Source organism: Mycobacterium riyadhense (assembly GCF_963853645.1).
Classification (GTDB): domain Bacteria; phylum Actinomycetota; class Actinomycetes; order Mycobacteriales; family Mycobacteriaceae; genus Mycobacterium; species Mycobacterium riyadhense.
Genome location: NZ_OY970456.1, coordinates 5,550,359 through 5,569,016, shown reverse-complemented (window position 1 = coordinate 5,569,016; position 18,658 = coordinate 5,550,359). Strand labels below are relative to the sequence as shown.

Below are 18,658 nucleotides of genomic sequence, written 5' to 3'. Positions count from 1 at the left end.
TTCGCGTCTACAGTCTGAATCGCGATGACGATCGACGTATGGATGCAGCATCCGACGCAGCGGTTTCTGCGTAGCGAGATGTTGGCCTCGCTGCGACGCTGGACCGGCGGGTCGATCCCGGATGCCGATATCGCGATCGAGGTGACCATCGCGGCGATGGATGTCGCGGGCGTCGACCTCGGTCTGCTTTGCGCGTGGCGCGGTCCGAATGGCCAGGATTTGATCTCCAACGACGAGGTCGCCGAATGGATTATGGTGCAGCCCAACCGGTTTGCCGGTTTGGCGACGGTGGATCTGGATCGACCGATGGTGGCGGTCCGGGAGCTGCGGCGCCGGCTCAATGAGGGTTTCGTCGGCCTGCGCGTGGTGCCTTGGCTGTGGAACGCGCCTCCCACCGACCGCCGCTACTATCCGCTGTTCGCCGAATGCGTGGACTCGGGGGTGCCGTTTTGCACGCAGGTCGGTCACACCGGGCCGCTGCGGCCGTCGGAGACCGGACGCCCGATTCCCTACATCGACCAGGTGGCCCTCGACTTTCCGGAGCTGGTGATCGTGTGCGGGCACGTCGGCTATCCGTGGACCGAGGAGATGGTCGCGGTGGCCCGCAAACACGAGAACGTCTACATCGACACCTCGGCCTATACGATCAAGCGACTGCCGGATGAGCTGATTCGGTTCATGAAAACCGGTACGGGACAACGCAAAGTCTTGTTCGGCACCAACTACCCGATGATCGGCCACGCGCACGCTCTTGCGGGGCTTGACGATCTAGGGCTGTCCGACGACGCTCGTCATGACTTCCTGCATGCCAATGCCGAGCGGGTCTTCAGGCTCGCCCAACGAGAGGTTCACAGATGAACGGTGCCCAGGCTCTGATCAACACGTTGGTCGACGGGGGAGTGGACGTTTGCTTCGCAAACCCCGGGACCTCCGAGATGCACTTCGTCGCGGCACTGGACACCGTCGCCCAAATGCGCGGTGTGTTAACACTTTTCGAAGGTGTGGCCACCGGCGCGGCCGACGGTTACGCGCGGATTGCCGATCGGCCGGCGGCGGTACTGCTGCACCTGGGTCCGGGATTGGGCAACGGCCTGGCCAACCTGCACAACGCGCGTCGTGCCGGTGTTCCGATGGTCGTGGTGGTTGGCGATCACGCCACCTATCACAAGAAGTACGACGCCCCACTGGAATCCGACATCGATGCGCTCGCCGGCACAGTTTCAGGATGGGTGCGCCGGACGGGTTCAGCCGCCGATGTCGGGGTGGACGCCGGCGATGCGATCGCTGCGAGCCGGTGCGGCTCGCAGGTCGCAACGCTGATCCTGCCGGCGGACGTGTCCTGGTCCGACGGCGCCCAGCCCGCCGCTGTGCCGGCGCCGTCGGCCCCCGAGGGTGTCAACATCGGCTCGGTAGCCAAGGTGCTGCGCTCGGGAGAACCGGCAACGATCCTGACAGGGGGCGACGCCACCCGCGGGCGGGGGCTGGCCGCGGCCGCTCGGATCGCCGAGGCGACCGGGGCCCGATTGTTGTGCGAGACGTTCCCGACGCGGTTGGAGCGCGGCGCCGGCGTGCCAGCCGTCGAGCGCCTGGGCTATTTCGCCGAGGCCGCGGCAGCCCAACTCGATGGAGCCAAACATCTGGTGCTGGCCGGCGCGAAGTCTCCGGTGTCGTTTTTCGCCTACCCGGGCACGGCCAGTGACCTGGTCCCGGCGGGTTGTGACGTGCACGTGCTCGCCGGACCCTGCGGTGCCGCTGAGGCGTTGGCGGCTTTGGCCGACGAGGTCGCGCCGGGGACGGTTGCGCCGGTGGCGGCCGCGGCGCGCCCGCAGCTGCCGACGGGGGCCTTGACCTCCCTGGCAGCCGCCGACGTGATCGGGGCGCTGCTGCCCGAAGGGGCGATCGTGGTCGACGAATCCAACACCTCTGGGTTGATGCTGGAGCAGGCGACCGCCGGGGCGCCGGCACACGATTGGCTGACATTGACCGGGGGAGCGATCGGTTACGGCATCCCGGCCGCGGTGGGTGCCGCGGTCGCGGCCCCTGAGCGTCCGGTGTTGTGCCTGGAATCCGACGGGTCGGCAATGTACACGATTTCGGGGTTGTGGACGCAGGCGCGGGAGAACCTCGACGTCACCACCGTGATCTATAACAACGGCGCCTACGACATTCTGCGGATCGAGCTGCAACGCGTCGGCGCCGGGTCGGCTCCGGGGCCCAAGGCTCTGGACCTGCTTGATATCTCTAGGCCTGCAATGGATTTCGTCAAGATCGCCGAAGGGATGGGGGTGTCGGCGCGGCGCGCCACAACTTGCGAGGAATTCGCCGACGCGTTGCGCGCCGCCTTCGCCGAGCCCGGACCGCACCTGATCGACGCGGTGGTGCCGTCGCTGCTGGGGTAGGGATCGGCGGCGCGTCGCGCTAGATGATGGTGCCGTCGGTGCCGTCGGTGCCGTCGGTGCCGTCGGTGCCGTTGACGTTACCGGTGCCGCCCTTGCCGCCGGTGCCGCCGGGGCCGCCTAGGCCGCCGGGCGCGCCAATGCCGTCGCCGCCATTGCCGCCATTGCCGCCGTCGCCGCCGTCGCCGCCGTTGCCGCCGTCTAAGGCGTTGCCGCCCTTGCCTCCGTTACCGGCAACGCCGCCGTTGCCGCCGGCTCCGCCGGTACCGCCCACCGTGGGCTGGCCGCCCTGGCCGCCCTGGCCGCCCTGGCCGCCTTGGCCGCCTTGGCCACCATCCCCGTTGAGATTGGGGTTGTCGCCGCCGATACCGCCGTCTCCGCCGTTGCCGCCGTCGCCCGCAGCGCCGCCGACGCCGGCCGCGCCCACGCCGGTGCCCGCGTTACCGCCGTCGCCGCCGGTCCCGCCGGTCCCGCCGGTCCCGCCGTTCCCGCCGGCGAAGTCGTCGCCGTGTTGGCCTGGGCCGCCGGTCCCGCCGTCGCCGCCGTCGCCGCCGTTGCCGTTGGTGCCGCCGGCGCCGGCGTTGCCGCCGGCTCCGCCGGTACCGCCCAGGCCACCGTCAACGCCCGGGTCGCCGAAACCGATGCCAACGTCGCCGGTGCCGCCCGTCCCACCGTCCCCGCCGTCGCCGCCGATGCCGGCATGGCCGGCGGTCCCGCCGATGTTGGCCGCGCCGCCCTCACCCGCGTCGCCGCCGTCCCCGCCGGTGCCGCCGGTGCCTGCGACGACGGTGGTGCCTAGGCCGCCGGTGCCGCCGGTCCCGCCGAGGCCGCCGTTGCCGCCGTTGCCGCTGGCGGCGCTGCTGCCGGTGTCGGTGTTGAGGCCGCCGATGCCGCCGTCACCGCCCTTGCCGCCGTTGCCGCCGGTGCCGCCGTTGTTGTTGGTCCCGCCGTCACCGCCGTTGCCGCCGTCGCCGCCGTCGCCGCCGTTGCCGCCGTCGCCGGCGATGCCGCCGCTGGCGGCGGCGCCCGTGCCGGTGCCCGCGTTGCCGCCGTCGCCGCCGGCGCCGCCGGCCCCGCCGGTGCCGCCGGCCCCGCCGGTGCCGCCGATCGGACCGGTCGCGCCGGCCTTGCCGGCTCCGCCGTTGCCGCCGGTACCGCCGGCCCCGCCGTTGCCGTTGGTGCCGCCGTCGCCGGCGTTGCCGCCGGCTCCGCCCTTGCCGCCTTGGCCGCCGGCGATGCCGTCCTGGCCCGCGACGGTGGCGTCGGCGCCGGTGCCGCCGGTGCCGCCGGCTCCGCCGTCGCCGCCGATGCCGGCGTTGCCGGTGACCGCGAAGCCGTTGGTGCCGCCGGCGCCGGCGTTGCCGCCGGTCCCGCCGGTGCCGCCGGTGCCTGCGGGACCGGTGGTGCCCACGCCGCCGGTGCCGCCGGCCCCGCCGAGGCCGCCGTTGCCGCCGTTGCCGTTGGCGGCGGCGCTGGACAGGTCGCTGTTTAGGCCGCCCGCGCCACCGGTGCCGCCGGTGCCGCCGTCCCCGCCGGTGCCGCCACTGCTGTTGGCCGCGCCGGCCCCGCCATCTCCGCCGGCTCCGCCATTACCGCCGTCACCGGCGATCCCGCCGCTGGCGGCGGCGCCCGTGCCGGTGCCCGCGTTGCCGCCGTCGCCGCCGGTGCCGCCGATCCCGCCGGCCCCGCCCATCTGACCGGTCGCTCCGGCGTTGCCGGCTCCGCCGTCGCCGCCGGCCCCGCCGGCCCCGCCGTTGCCGTTGGTGCCGCCGTCGCCGGCGTTGCCGCCGGCCCCGCCAGTACCGCCGCTTCCGCCGGTGAATCCGAAACTGCCCGCGCCAGCGCTGGCGCTACCAGTCCCGCCGGTCCCGCCGGCCCCGCCGTCGCCGCCCACACCCGCGTTACCCGCCGTGCCACCGATTCCGAACGGGTTGGCAATGCCGCCCTCACCCGCGTCGCCGCCGGCCCCGCCGGTGCCGCCGGTGCCCGCGATGCCGGTGGTGCCGACACCGCCGGTGCCGCCATCGCCGCCCAGGCCGCCGTTGCCGCCGTCGCCGCTGTTGGTGCCGATTGCGTTGGTGCCCAGGCCGCCGACGCCGCCGTCGCCGCCGGTGCCGCCGGCCCCGCCTGCGCCGCCGGCGAGGTCTGCCGCGCCGTTGCCGCCGTCGCCGCCGGCCCCGCCGTTGCCGCCGGTACCGCCCACGCCGCCGCTGCCGGCAGCGCCGCCGAAACCAAGGCCCGCGTCGCCGCCGTCGCCGCCGGTGCCGCCGGCTCCGCCGACCCCGCCGATCTGACCGGTCGCGCCGGCCTTGCCGGCCCCACCGTCACCTCCGGTGCCGCCGGCCCCTCCGTTGCCGTTGATGCCGCCGAGGCCGGCGCTGCCGCCAACTCCGCCCTTGCCGCCTTGCCCGCCGGCGTTGCCGGCCTGGCCCGCGACGGTGGCGTCGGCGCCGGTGCCGCCGGTGCCGCCGGCCCCGCCGTCGCCGCTGATGCCGGCGTTGCCGGTGGCTGCGAAGACGCTGGTGCCGCCGGCGCCCGCATTGCCGCCGGCCCCGCCGGTACCGCCGGAGCCGGCGGGACCGGTGGTGCCCACGCCGCCGGTGCCGCCGGTCCCGCCCAGGCCGCCGTTGCCGCCGTTGCCGTTGGCCGCGCCGCTGACGGTGTCGGAGTTGAGGCCACCCACGCCGCCGTTGCCGGCGTTGCCGCCGGCCCCGCCCGTGCCTCCGCTGCTGTTGGCCGCGCCGGTGCCGCCGGCGCCGCCGGCTCCGCCGTTGCCGCCGTCGCCGGCGATGCCGCCGTTGGCGGCCACGCCGCTACCTGTACCCGCGTTGCCGCCGTCGCCGCCGGTGCCGCCGTCGCCGCCGGTCCCGCCGATCTGACCGGTCGCGCCGGCCTTGCCGGCCCCACCGTCACCTCCGGTGCCGCCGGCCCCGCCGGCGCCGTTGATGCCGCCGCCGCCGGCGCTGCCGCCGGCCCCGCCCTTACCGCCTTGCCCGCCGGCAAGGCCTGCCTGGCCCGCGACGGTGGCGTCGGCGCCGGTGCCGCCGGCTCCGCCGGCCCCACCGGTCCCGCCGATGCCGGCGTTGCCGGTGACCGCGAAGCCGTTGGTGCCGCCGGCGCCCGCGTTGCCGCCGGCCCCGCCGGTGCCGCCGGAGCCCGCGGCGCCGGTGGTGCCCACCCCGCCGGTGCCGCCGGTCCCGCCGGTCCCGCCGTTGCCGCCGTTGCCGTTGGCGGCGCTACCGAGGAGATCGGTGTTGAGGCCGCCCGCGCCGCCGGTGCCGCCGGTGCCGCCGTCCCCGCCGGTGCCGCCGCTGCTGTTGGCCGCGCCGGCCCCACCGTTGCCGCCGGCCCCGCCGTTACCGCCGTCGCCGGCGATCCCGCCGCTGGCCGCGGCGCCCGCGCCGGTGCCCGCGTTGCCGCCGTCGCCGCCGGTGCCGCCGATCCCGCCGGCCCCACCGATCTGACCGGTCGCACCGGCCACCCCGGCTCCGCCGTCCCCGCCGACACCGCCGGCCCCGCCGGCGCCGTTGACACCGCCAGCACCCGCGCTGCCGCCGGCCCCGCCCTTGCCGCCGCTACCGCCGGTGAATCCGAAACTGCCCGCGCCAGCGTTGGCGCTACCGTTGCCGCCGGTGCCACCGGCCCCACCGTCGCCGCCGATGCCGGCGTTGCCGGTGACCGCGAAGCCGTTGGTGCCGCCGGCGCCGGCGTTGCCGCCGGCCCCGCCGGTGCCGCCGGAGCCCGCGATGCCGATGGTGCCCACCCCGCCGGTGCCGCCGGTCCCGCCGGCACCGCCGTTGCCGCCGTTGCCGTTGGCGGCGCTACTGAGGAGATCGGTGTTGAGGCCGCCCGCGCCGCCGGTGCCGCCGTTGCCGCCGTCCCCGCCGGTGCCGCCGCTGCTGTTGGCCGCGCCGGCCCCACCGTTGCCGCCGGTGCCGCCATTGCCGCCGTCGCCGGCGATCCCGCCGCTGGCCGCGGTGCCCGTGCCGGTGCCCGCGTTGCCGCCGTCGCCGCCGGTGCCGCCGTCGCCGCCGGCCCCGCCGATCTGACCGGTCGCGCCGGCCTTGCCGGCTCCGCCGTCGCCGCCGACACCGCCGACCCCACCGTTGCCGTTGGTGCCGCCGTCGCCGGCGCTGCCGCCGGCACCGCCCTTACCGCCTTGCCCGCCGGCAAAGCCGGCCTGGCCCGCGATGGTGGCGTCGGCGCCGGTGCCGCCGGTGCCGCCGGCCCCGCCGTCGCCGCCGATGCCGGCGTTGCCGGTGGCCGCGACTCCGTTGGTGCCGCCGGAGCCGGCGTTGCCGCCGGCCCCGCCGGTGCCGCCGGTGCCCGCAGCGCCGGTGGTGCCCACCCCGCCGGTGCCGCCGGCCCCGCCGGCACCGCCGTTGCCGCCGTTGCCGTTGGCGGCGCTGCTGAGGGTGTCGGTGTTGAGGCCGCCCGCGCCGCCGGTGCCGCCGGTGCCGCCGTCCCCGCCGGTGCCGCCGCTGCTGTTGGCCGCGCCGGTGCCGCCGGCCCCGCCGGCCCCGCCGTTACCGCCGTCGCCGGCGATCCCGCCGCTGGCCGCGGCGCCCGCGCCGGTGCCTGCGTTGCCGCCGTCGCCGCCGGTGCCGCCGATCCCGCCGGCCCCGCCGATCTGACCGGTCGCGCCGGCCACCCCGGCTCCGCCGTTGCCGCCGACACCGCCGGCCCCACCGGCGCCGTTGATGCCGCCGTCGCCGGCGGCGCCGCCGGCACCGCCCTTGCCACCTTGCCCGCCGGCAAGGCCTGCCTGGCCCGCGACGGTGGCGTCGGCGCCGGTGCCGCCGGCTCCGCCGGCCCCACCGGTCCCGCCGATGCCGGCGTTGCCGGTGACCGCGAAGCCGTTGGTGCCGCCGGCGCCGGCGTTGCCGCCGGTCCCGCCGGTGCCGCCGGTGCCCGCGATGCCGGTGGTGCCGACGCCGCCGGTGCCGCCGGCCCCGCCGAGGCCGCCGTTGCCGCCGTTGCCGTTGGCGGCGCTACTGAGGAGATCGGTGTTGAGGCCGCCCGCGCCGCCGGTGCCGCCGGTGCCGCCGTCCCCGCCGGTGCCGCCGCTGCTGTTGGCCGCGCCGGTGCCGCCGGCCCCGCCGGCCCCGCCGTTACCGCCGTCGCCGGCGATCCCGCCGCTGGCCGCGGCGCCCGCGCCGGTGCCCGCGTTGCCGCCGTCGCCGCCGGTGCCGCCGATCCCGCCGGCCCCACCGATCTGACCGGTCGCACCGGCCTTGCCGGCTCCGCCGTCCCCGCCGACACCGCCGGCCCCGCCGGCGCCGTTGACACCGCCAGCACCCGCGCTGCCGCCGGCCCCGCCCTTGCCGCCGCTACCGCCGGTGAATCCGAAACTGCCCGCGCCAGCGTTGGCGCTACCGTTGCCGCCGGTGCCACCGGCCCCACCGTCGCCGCCGATGCCGGCGTTGCCGGTGACCGCGAAGCCGTTGGTGCCGCCGGCGCCGGCGTTGCCGCCGGCCCCGCCGGTGCCGCCGGAGCCCGCGATGCCGATGGTGCCCACCCCGCCGGTGCCGCCGGTCCCGCCCGCCCCGCCGTTGCCGCCGTTGCCGTTGGCGGCGCTACTGAGGAGATCGGTGTTGAGGCCGCCCGCGCCGCCGGTGCCGCCGGTGCCGCCGTCCCCGCCGGTGCCGCCGCTGCTGTTGGCCGCGCCGGTGCCGCCGGCCCCGCCGGCCCCGCCGTTACCACCGTCACCGGCGATCCCGCCGCTGGCCGCGGCGCCCGTGCCGGTGCCCGCGTTGCCGCCGTCGCCGCCGGTGCCGCCGATCCCGCCGGCCCCGCCGATCTGACCGGTCGCGCCGGCCACCCCGGCTCCGCCGTTGCCGCCGACACCGCCGGCCCCACCGGCGCCGTTGACACCGCCAGCACCCGCGCTGCCGCCGGCCCCGCCCTTGCCGCCGCTACCGCCGGCAAATCCGGAGGCACCCGCACCGATACCGCCGGCGCCGGTGCCGCCGGCCCCACCGACACCGCCGTCGCCGCCGTCACCGGCGTTGCCGATCACCCCGCCGAAGCCGCCCACACCGGCATCGCCGCCCGCGCCGCCGATGCCGCCGTTGCCGGCGGTGTTGCCGATGCCGGCCCCGCCGGTACCGCCGGCCCCACCCAGGCCGCCGTCGCCGCCGTCGCCGCCGTCGGCGAAGATTCCGTTGCTGCCCAGGCCGCCGGCCCCGCCGAAGCCGCCGTGGCCGCCGGCCCCGCCATCGCCGCCGTTGAAGGTGGCCGCGCCGGCCCCGCCGTGGCCGCCGGCCCCGCCGTTGCCGCCGGTCCCGCCGACGCCGCCGCTGCCGGCCGCGCCGGCCCCTAAGCCCGCGTTGCCGCCCTCGCCGCCGGACCCGCCGGCCCCACCGCTGCCACCGGGATTGCCGGTGAAGCCAGCGCCCGGCGCGCCGGCCACCCCGGCTCCGCCGTTGCCGCCGACACCGCCGGCCCCACCGGCGCCGTTGACACCGCCAGCACCCGCGCTGCCGCCGGCCCCGCCCTTGCCGCCGCTACCGCCGGCAAACCCGGAGGCGCCCGCACCGATACCGCCGGCGCCGGTGCCGCCGGCCCCACCGGCGCCACCGTTGCCGCCGACACCCGCACTGCCCGCGAGACCGCCGAAGCCGCCCGCACCGCCTGCGCCGGCGTCACCGCCCGCGCCGCCGATGCCGCCATTGCCGGCGGTGTTGCCGATGCCGGCCCCGCCCATACCGCCGGCCCCACCCAGGCCACCGTCGCCCCCGTCGCCGGCATTCGCGCTGATGCCGCTGCTGCCCAGGCCGCCGGCCCCGCCGAAGCCGCCGTGGCCGCCGGCCCCGCCATCGCCGCCGTTGAAGGTGGCCGCGCCGGTGCCGCCGGCCCCGCCGGTCCCGCCGTTGCCGCCGGTCCCGCCGACGCCGCCGCTGCCGACCGCAGCGCCGGCCCCAGACCCAGCATTGCCGCCCTCGCCGCCGGACCCGCCGGCCCCACCGCTGCCACCGGGATTGCCGGTGAAGCCAGCTCCCGGCGCACCTGCCACCCCGGCCCCGCCGTCGCCGCCGGCACCGCCGGCCCCACCGGCGCCGTTGACACCGCCAGCACCCGCGCCGCCGCCGGCCCCGCCCTTGCCGCCGCTACCGCCGGCAAACCCGGAGGCACCCGCACCGATACCGCCGGCGCCGGTGCCGCCGGCCCCGCCGGCGCCACCGTCGCCGCCGACACCCGCACTGCCCGCGAGACCGCCGAAGCCGCCCGCACCGCCTGCGCCGGCGTCGCCGCCCGCGCCGCCGATGCCGCCATTGCCGGCGGTGTTGCCGATGCCGGCCCCGCCGGTGCCGCCGGCCCCACCCAGGCCGCCGTCGCCCCCGTCGCCGGCATTGGCGCTGATGCCGTTGCTGCTCAGGCCGCCTTGGCCGCCAGCACCCCCTTGGCCGCCGGCACCGCCTTGACCGCCGTCGAACGTGGCGGCACCGGCCCCACCGGCTCCACCGGCCCCACCGCTGCCGCCGGTGCCCGCTACACCGCCGCTGCCGGCCGCGCCGGTCCCAGACCCAGCATTGCCGCCCTCGCCGCCGGACCCGCCGGCCCCACCGCTGCCACCGGGATTGCCGGTGAAGCCCGCTCCCGGCGCACCTGCCACCCCGGCCCCGCCGTCGCCGCCGGCACCGCCGGCCCCACCGGCGCCGTTGACACCGCCAGCACCCGCGCTGCCGCCGGCCCCGCCCTTGCCGCCGCTACCGCCGGCAAAGCCGGAGGCGCCCGCACCGATACCGCCGGCGCCGGTGCCGCCGGCCCCACCGGCGCCACCGTTACCGCCGCTACCCGCACTGCCCGCGGTCCCGCCAATGTTGGCCGCGCCCCCATCGCCCGCGTCGCCACCAACGCCACCGGCGCCGCCGTTGCCTGCGGTACTCGAGGTTCCCGCACCGCCAGTACCGCCGGCCCCACCCAGGCCACCGTTACCGCCGGCGCCGCTGTCGGCGCTACTGATTGAGCCGGTGTCCACACCGCCGACGCCGCCAGCACCGCCTTGCCCGCCGGCACCGCCTTGACCGCCGTCGAAAGCGCCGGCGCCGGTGCCGCCGGCCCCACCGCTCCCGCCGTCGCCGCCAGCGCCCGCGACACCTCCGCTTCCGGCCGCACCGGCCCCAGACCCAGCGTTGCCGCCGTCGCCGCCGGCCCCGCCAGCCCCGCCGCCCCCGCCATCGCCACCGGTGAAGCCGAGACCGGCCGCGCCGGCTGCGCCGGTCCCGCCGTTCCCGCCGTGACCGCCGGCACCGCCGCTGCCATTGATGCCGCCGGCACCCGCGCTGCCGCCTGCACCACCCATGCCGCCCTGACCGCCGGCAAACCCGGCCAAGCCCACGCCGAGACCGCCGCTGCCATTGCCGCCAGCCCCGCCGACGCCACCATCGCCGCCAATACCCGCACTGCCGGCGACGCCGCCTAGGCCGCCATCGCCCGCGTCGCCACCAACGCCACCGGCGCCGCCGGCGCCTGCGGTAGTGAAGGTTCCCGCACCGCCGGTACCGCCGGCCCCACCTAGGCCGCCGTTACCGCCGGCACCGCCGTTGGCGCTACTGATTGAGCCGGTGTCCACACCGCCGACGCCGCCAGCACCGCCTTGCCCGCCGGCACCTCCTTGACCGCCGTCGAAGGTGGCGGCACCCGTCCCGCCGGCCCCGCCGGCCCCGCCGTCGCCGCCAGCGCCTGCCGCACCACCGCTTCCGGCCGCGCCGACACCGGAGCCCGCGCTGCCGCCGTCGCCGCCGCCCCCGCCAGCCCCGCCAGCACCACCCGTGCCACCGATGAAGCCCACACCCGCCGCACCGGCGGCCCCGGCCCCGCCGTCTCCGCCGGCCCCGCCGGCCCCGCCGCTGCCGTTGACGCCGCCCGCGCCGGCGCTACCGCCGCTGCCGCCGACGCCGCCCTGACCACCGGCAAAGCCGGCCAAGCCCACACCGAGACCGCCGCTGCCGGCCCCGCCGGCCCCAGCAGCCCCGCCGTTTCCGCCGCTGCCCGCGCTGCCCACCGTGCCGCCAGATCCGCCCGTTCCCGCCGCGCCACCGACGCCCGCATCACCGCCGTCGCCGCCCGCGCCGCCCGCCCCGCCGACGCCGGCGAGGTTGTTCGCGCCCGCGCCGCCTGTCCCGCCGACGCCACCGCTGCCGCCGGCTCCGCCGGATCCGTTGATCCCGCCGGCGAGACTGTTGCCGCCGGCGCCGCCGGCGCCGCCGGCCCCGCCGGCGGACCCGCTGCCGCCGGCGCCGCCGGAGCCACTGGCGGCGTTGGTGCCGTTTCTGCCGGCCCCGCCGGTGCCACCGGCGCCGCCGTTACCACCTGTGCCCGCGTTGCCTGCGGCACCGCCGGTGCCGCCGGTTCCGGCCGCACCGCCCGCGCCGGCGCTGCCGCCGGCGCCACCGACGCCGCCGGCGCCGCCATCGGAGCCCGCGACGGTGCCCGAGCCGCCCGCACCACCCGCACCGCCCAGACCTCCCACGCCGCCGGCGCCACCGGAGCCGTTGAAGCCGCCAGCGCTCGAATTACCGCCCGCGCCACCGGCCCCGCCCGCGCCGCCGGCTGCACCAGCACCACCCACAGCACCCGTGCCTGAGATAGCGGCCGCGCCTGCGACGCCAGCTCCGCCCGTGCCGCCAACCCCGCCCTGGCCGCCGGTACCCGCGTTACCCGCGGCACCGCTCGCGCTAAACAAGCCGCCCGCGCCGCCGGCTCCACCGTGGCCGGCATCGCCGCCTGTGCCACCGACGCCGCCGGTGCCACCGATTCCGCCCAGGCCGGCGCCGCTGCCATCGGCGCCGGCACCGCCGGCGCCGCCGAGGCCGCCGGCGCCGCCGAGGCCGCCCTGTCCCCCTGCGCCGAACAGTAGTGCGCCCTGACCGCCGGCCCCGCCGGTGCCGCCGCTGCCGCCATTCCCGCCGGTGCCGCCGACCGCCGTCCCGGAGCTACCGGCGCCACCGGCACCACCGGAGCCGCCGTTTCCGCCGGCCCCACCGGGCGTTATCCATCCGCCCGCCCCACCGGCTCCGCCTTGTCCGCCGGCTTCGCCGTTTCCGCCACCGGGTCCGGCATCGGCACCGGCACCGCCGACGCCGCCGGCCCCGCCGGCGCCAAGGAACAAACCGGCCTTACCGCCGACTCCGCCGGATCCCCCACCGATGCCGCCGGCCCCACCGGCGCCACCGACACCGGACAACCACCCGCCGGCTCCGCCCGCCCCACCGGTGGCCCCACCGGCTCCGCCGGCGCCACCTGCTCCGCCGTTGCCCCACAGCCCCGCCGACCCACCCGCTCCGCCGGCCTGGCCGGTCGCGCCGGCGGCGCCGTTGCCGCCGTTGCCCCACAGGATCCCGCCGTCTCCGCCGGCGCCACCCGGGGTGGTCGCGTTGGCGCCGTCCCCGATCAATGGGCGCCCCAGTAGCGTCTGGGTGGGCGCATTGATCAGGTCCAATAGAGCCTGCTCGACGTTGATTGCCTCGGCGGACGCATACGCCCCCGCACCAGCGGTCAGGGATTGTACGAACTGTTCCTGGAAGGTCATCGCCTGCGCGCTGAGCGCCTGATACTCCCGACCAAAGCCGCCAAACAACGCCGCGATCTGGGCCGATATCTCATCGCCGGCCGCCGCCAGAACTTGTGTTGTCGGAGCCGCTGCCGCCGCGTTGGCCGCGCTGATTGTCGATCCAACGCCGGCCAAATTCCCGGCGGCGGCTGCGACAAGTTCCGGTGAGATCGACACGAACGACATAGCACAGCTCCCAACGGTCTCGGGACAGCGTTGTCAACGTATTTGACGCGGTGGTAGGCCGGGAGTCTATTCGTCATAAGCCCAATACGTAATCCCTGCGTGACAACTACATGTGTGCGATTGCTGCACAGGACGTGTTCGGTGGGGGCGGCGGAGCTGGCGCTCCAGCCGTCGGCGTGGGCTGTGCTTTGTCGACGGCCAGCCGGCCGTGCGCGCGTGAGACGATGCTGATCAGCCTGTACACAAGCCAGGTGACGTTTGCCTTGCCCGGGCATGCTGATGGAGGCTCGGTTGGATGCGCGCGCTCGTGGAATCGGGCGGTGCTGCAGGCGCTTTGGAGGCGTTGAGCACATTTCGTGACGATCGTGAGTCCGAACGGGTTCACGCCGTGCCGAGTTTCAAGCACGAGATCGCGCGGGAGTCCGGTCCTACCGCGTGGTGGTGCGCGTAACCCTTGAGGCTAGGAGGTGACCCGAGGCTGCGCCATTGGTGCCGTCGCCAGAGGCGGCGACAACGTCGCTATAGCAACGAAATCCGATCGGAGATGTCTGGCAGACGCCCAACAAGCCAATCCGCCGCCGTGGTCAATACCGCCACGCCGCTCTGGAACGCTTGCGCCTGGACCGCCAGCGCCACGCCGAGCTGTGCAGAGTCCGTAGGCACGATCGCCAACTGCCGAACCAGGTAGTCGCCAGCTACACCGGGACCCCAACCGCCCTTCGTGGCAATGCCTTTGGTGGCTAGACCCCAGCGCTGGTCGGCGGTGAGCCGGCGCATCAGGTCGATCACGATCGCCGAGCCTGGGATATCGGCAATGTTTGCGGCGAACTGCGCTTGCCGGCTCAGCGTCCATTGTGTTTGGCCAAATGCGGTGAAACCGACCCGAAGTCGTCGTGCCTCGACGACGGTGGCCGGGTCGCCCGCCTCTCTGATGACGGTCTGCACGTCGCGAGCCGCGACCGCGGGCTCTCCCAGTAGCGACCACAAGGCTTCCGACGCAGGGTTGTCGGATTCGGTAATTGCCTTGACTACCAAGGGTTCTGCGTGTGTGCGATCTCGGCGCAACGCCGCGATCGCCAACGGCACCTTTATGGTTGACCAGGCGACGCCGGTTGACCACGGGCCCAGCGAGTATGCCTCGGCAGCGCCTGGGCGTGCGATCGCGATGCCGATGGTCGCCGGGATCGAGGCCCGCAACTCGGCGAAGCTCGCGTCGAGCGAAGTCGTGGTCACGGACCGAGGCTACGACGGCCTGGTGCGGCTCAACTCACGCGACGCCTCCGGTGCCAGCGGCGCCGCCGGTGCCGGCACCGGTGCCGCCGGTGCCGCCGGTGCTGCCGACGTTGGCGTTGCCCGCATTGGTCCCGCCGCCCCCGCCGCCGCTGCCTTGATTGCCGTTGCCGGCCTGCCCGCCGGCGCCGCCCTGGCCACCCTTCCCGCTGCTGCCACCGAAACCGCCGTCGCCGCTGTCGCCGGATAGGAGACCGGTGCCGCCGGCGCCGCCATTGCCGCCGGTGCCGCCGGTGCCGCCATTGCCGCCGGTGCCGCCGGCACCGCCATTGCCGGACGTTCCGCCGCCTAGGCCGATTCCGCCGCCTCCGCCGGGGCCGCCGTCGCCGCCCTGACCGCCGACGGCACCAATCCCGCCGTTGCCGCCGTCGCCGCCATTGCCGTTGATGGCGCTGGTACCACTGGCGCTGCCGCCATTGCCGCCGGTGCCGCCGACTCCACCGCCGGCGCCGTTGCCGCCGGCGCCGCCGGCCCCGCCGGTGCCGCCGGTGCCGCCGCTGCCGCCGTTGGCGCCGCCGCCGCCGGCTTGGCCTCCGGCGCCGCCCGCGCCGCCGTTGCCTGCGCTCACGGCGCCGCCGGCGCCATTGCCGCCGTTGCCGCCATTGCCGCCAACGGCCTTGCCGCCGGCGCCGGTTGCCGATGCATTGCCGCCGTTGCCGCCGGCCCCACCCGCGGCGCCGTTACCACCTAGGGTTGCGTTGTTGGTCGCGTTGCCGCCGGCTCCGCCCTCGCCGCCGGTGGCCTGACCGTTGGTGTTGTTCGCGGTCGCGTTGCCTCCGTTGCCTCCCTTGCCGCCGGCCCCGAATCCGCCAGGGCCGCCGTCGCCGCCGATTCCGCCGGCGCCGCCGGTGGCCGTCCCGCCGGTGCCACTTTCTGTCGCGGCCCCGCCGGCGCCGCCGTTTCCGCCGGGTCCGGCAAAGAAGCTGCCGACCGCACCCGCTCCACCCTTCCCGCCCGCGGCGGACTCGTTGTTATTCGCGTTGACGCCGGCGCCGCCGGCTCCGCCGTCACCTCCCTGCTGGATTTGACTGACCGGAGGGGGACCAGTCGTGGGGCTGCCGGGGGTACCGGCGCCGCCGTCACCCCCGGTCGGGGTGGTGCCATTCGGCATGCCTGGGCTGCCCGCTGCAGCCTGCGGCACCGTCGGGATGGTCGTCGTGTTGACGCCGGCGGCTCCAGCCCCACCCTTGCCGCCGGTGCCACCGTTGCCGCCATTGCCGCCAATGCCGGTGGCGCCCGGGCTCGCGGCGGTGCCGGCGCCGGGAGCCCCGCCGGAGCCCGGCGCGCCGCCGTTGCTTCCGTTGCCGCCGCTGCCCCCGCTCCCACCGTTGGGCGTGACGCCGAAGTTGGGTGAGATGGTTTGCGAGCCATTGGCGCCGTCGGCTCCGGTGCCGCCGTTGGCGCCGAGGCCGCCGTTGCCGCCCTTGCCGCCGTTGCCGCCGCTCAGGCCCGCCCCGCCGGTGCCGCCCTGGCCGCCACTGCCGGCAAGGCCGGCATTGCCGCCGTTGCCGCCGGAGCCGGCGGGTTGTGCCCCCGTGCCATCCCCGCCGCCGACACCACCGGTCCCGCCGTTGCCGCCAGCGCCCGCATTGCCGCCGTTCCCGCCAACACCGCCGTTGCCGGCGACCGTCCCAGAGGCGCCGGCTCCACCGGTGCCGCCCTGGCCGCCTGCGCCGGCATTGCCGCCATTGCCGCCGGCACCGCCACTGCCGGGCGCTGCCTCGTTGGTGCCGGTGACGCCGTTGCCGCCGTTGCCACCCTGGCCGGCGCCGCCGCCCTGGCCGCCGGTGCCGCCGACACCGGCGGTGCCGCCCGCTCCGGCGGACCCGCCCGTGCCGCCCTGGCCGCCGGTGCCGCCGTTGCCGCCCGTGCCGCCCGTGCCGCCATCGGGTGCGGTTATGACGCCGACGTTGGGGGTGAAGCCGCTGCCGCCTTGACCGGCGGCGCCGCCGACGCCGCCCTGGCCCCCGGTGCCGCCCTTGCCACCACTACCTCCGGGTCCGCCGGCATTGCCGCCGGCTCCGCCGCCGCCGCCGATAGCGCCTTCGCCGCCACTGCCGCCGGTGCCGCCAACCGGCGCGGCGCCCGTGCCAGCCAAGCCGGTGCCGCCGGTACCGCCATTGCCGCCGGCGGCGCCATTTCCTCCGGCCCCGCCACTACCCCCGATGCCGCCGTTAGCGCCGTTGGCCCCGCCGTCGCCGCCTTGGCCGCCGGCGCCGCCCTCGAAGCCCGGGCCACCGTTGCCGCCCACGGCGCCGTCGGACCCGACCTTGCCGGTGCCGCCGTCACCGCCGTTGCCGCCGTTACCGCCGTTACCGCCGGTACCCATGGCGCCCGCGGTGCCGCCGTTGGCGGCCCCGCCAGCACCGGGCGCGCCGCCTTGGCCGCCGTCGCCGCCCTTACCGCCAACGGGCGCGTTCGTGCTGTTGTTGCCTGCGTGCCCGCCGGTGCCGCCATCGCCACCGTTGCCGCCGGTGCCGCCCTTGCCGCCGGTTCCGCCGGGGCCGCCCGCGGCGCCGCCCGCCCCACCGTCGCCGCCCGCGCCGCCCGCTACACCGCTTCCGCCCGCGGCGTTGGGGACGCCAGTGTTGTCGGTGCCAGGGCCGCCGGCGGTGCCGTTGCCGCCATCGCCGCCGAGACCGCCGTTGCCACCGGCTCCCGTGCTGCCGTTGTGGCCGCCGCCGCCGGCGCCGGCCAAGCCGCCTTGTCCGCCGGTGCCCCCTTGTCCGCCGGCGCCGCCCTTGCCACCGGCGTTGCCACCGGCGGCCCCATCGTTGCCGTCGCTGCCGTTCCCGCCCAGGCCGCCAGTGCCGCCGGTGCCGCCGTTACCGGCGACGCCGCCGGTCACCGCCGCGCCGCCTACGCCGCCTTTGCCGCCTGCCCCGCCCGAGAATCCGTTGTTGCCGTTGGCGCCGTCGCCGACGGCAGCAACGGCGGCCGCCCCATTGCCGCCGGTGCCCCCCGTACCGCCGGTGCCGCCGGCGCCGACGCCGCCGGGCAGGCCGGCGCTGGTGAGCAGTCCACGGGCGCCGGCGGCCCCACCGGGCCCGGCCGCGCCGCCCATGCCGCCGTCGCCCCCGGTGCCGGCCGCGATGACAGTGGAGCCGTTGCCACCGGTGCCGCCGGTGCCGCCGGTGCCGCCCTGGCCGCCCTGGCCGCCGGCACCCCCGTGGCCGAACAGCACGGGGCCGGCGCCTCCAGCTCCGCCAGCGCCGCCGGTGCCGCCGAGGCCGCCGTTGCCGCCGAGGCCGCCGATACCGGGGGCGGCGATGCCGGCGCCGCCGTCGCCGCCTTGTCCGCCGGCGCCGCCGTCGCCGCCGTTCATGAACAAGCCGCCGGCTCCGCCATTTCCGCCGCTGCCGCCGTTACCGGCGATGCCGCCTCCCGCCGCACCGGGGCTGCCGATGCCGCCCGCGCCGCCTGTTCCGCCCGTGCCGAGAAGGAAGGCGGCGTTGCCGCCGTCGCCGCCATGCCCACCAACGCCGCCGCCTGTGCCACCAATGCCGCCGGCCCCGCCGGCGCCGCCGCTGCCGATCAACAGTGCGGCATTGCCGCCGTGTCCACCGGTGCCGCCGACGCCGCCGCCGGCGCTGCCGGGACCGCCCATGCCGCCCGCGCCGCCGCTGCCGATCAGCAGGCCGCCGTTGCCGCCGGCGCCGCCGCTGGCGCCGCCGCTGCCGCCGGCACCACCCGCGCCGCCGTTGCCCCACAACCCGGCCGACCCGCCCCTGCCGCCGGGCTGGCCTGCAGCGCCCGCAGCGCCGTTGCCGCCGTTGCCGTACAGCCACCCGCCGTCGGCACCGTCGCCACCCGGTGTGGTCGCGTTGGCGCCGTTGCCGATAAGCGGACGCGACAGCAACGTCTGCGCCGGCGCCGCCGCCGCGCTGAGGGCCGCCTGCAGCGATGACACGTTGGCCGCCTCGGCCGTTGCATACGCCGCGGAACCCGCGTTGAGAGCCTGCACAAAGTGGCTGTGAAACGCTGCCACGTGCGCCGCCACCGCTTGATAGCCCGCCGCGTGCTGGGAGAACAACGCGGTTACGGCGGCCGACACCTCGTCGGCGGCAGCGCTCAGCAATGCCGTTGTGGGTGCTGCGGCGGCGGCGTTGGCCGCGGTGATCGTCGAGCCGATACTGGCCAATTCGGTGGCCAGCGCCGCCACCGTCTCGGGCGCAGCAACTACATACGACATCCGACACCTCGCTCCAATGGAAGGCGGTCCGGCAACGGC

General features: G+C 77.5%; 6 protein-coding genes. 3 read left to right on the top strand and 3 right to left on the bottom strand.

Annotation, left to right across the window (positions count from 1 at the left end; genetic code table 11):
• The first annotated feature begins 24 nt into the window (after positions 1-24).
• Both AADZ78_RS24475 and AADZ78_RS24470 read left to right on the top strand, forming a co-directional pair.
• Positions 25-858 carry an amidohydrolase family protein gene (locus tag AADZ78_RS24475; protein ID WP_085252581.1) on the top strand — a complete coding sequence of 278 codons (834 nt, stop codon included), beginning with the start codon at positions 25-27 and terminating at the stop codon, positions 856-858.
• On the top strand, positions 855-2,399 hold the full coding sequence (locus AADZ78_RS24470) for an acetolactate synthase large subunit (protein ID WP_085252582.1): 1,545 nt from the start codon (positions 855-857) through the stop codon (positions 2,397-2,399). Before AADZ78_RS24475 ends, AADZ78_RS24470 begins: the two co-directional genes overlap by 4 nt.
• A 19-nt stretch (positions 2,400-2,418) precedes the next feature.
• Here the strand turns inward: AADZ78_RS24470 and AADZ78_RS24465 are convergent, their stop codons facing one another.
• Positions 2,419-13,137 (bottom strand): PE family protein, encoded by a 10,719-nt coding sequence (locus tag AADZ78_RS24465; RefSeq protein ID WP_341343622.1) that lies wholly within the window; start codon positions 13,135-13,137, stop codon positions 2,419-2,421.
• A gap of 295 nt (positions 13,138-13,432) precedes the next feature.
• Between AADZ78_RS24465 and AADZ78_RS24460 the strand changes: the two genes are divergently transcribed.
• Positions 13,433-13,588 (top strand): hypothetical protein, encoded by a 156-nt coding sequence (locus AADZ78_RS24460; RefSeq protein WP_264033178.1) that lies wholly within the window; start codon positions 13,433-13,435, stop codon positions 13,586-13,588.
• Positions 13,589-13,656: 68 nt separating this feature from the next.
• Here the strand turns inward: AADZ78_RS24460 and AADZ78_RS24455 are convergent, their stop codons facing one another.
• The gene (locus AADZ78_RS24455) at positions 13,657-14,370 is read right to left on the bottom strand and encodes a serine hydrolase (protein ID WP_085252611.1); all 714 of its coding nucleotides are present in this window, start codon (positions 14,368-14,370) and stop codon (positions 13,657-13,659) included.
• A gap of 34 nt (positions 14,371-14,404) precedes the next feature.
• Positions 14,405-18,619, bottom strand: a complete 4,215-nt coding sequence (locus AADZ78_RS24450) for a PE family protein (RefSeq protein ID WP_085252610.1) — start codon at positions 18,617-18,619, stop codon at positions 14,405-14,407.
• Positions 18,620-18,658: the final 39 nt, after the last annotated feature.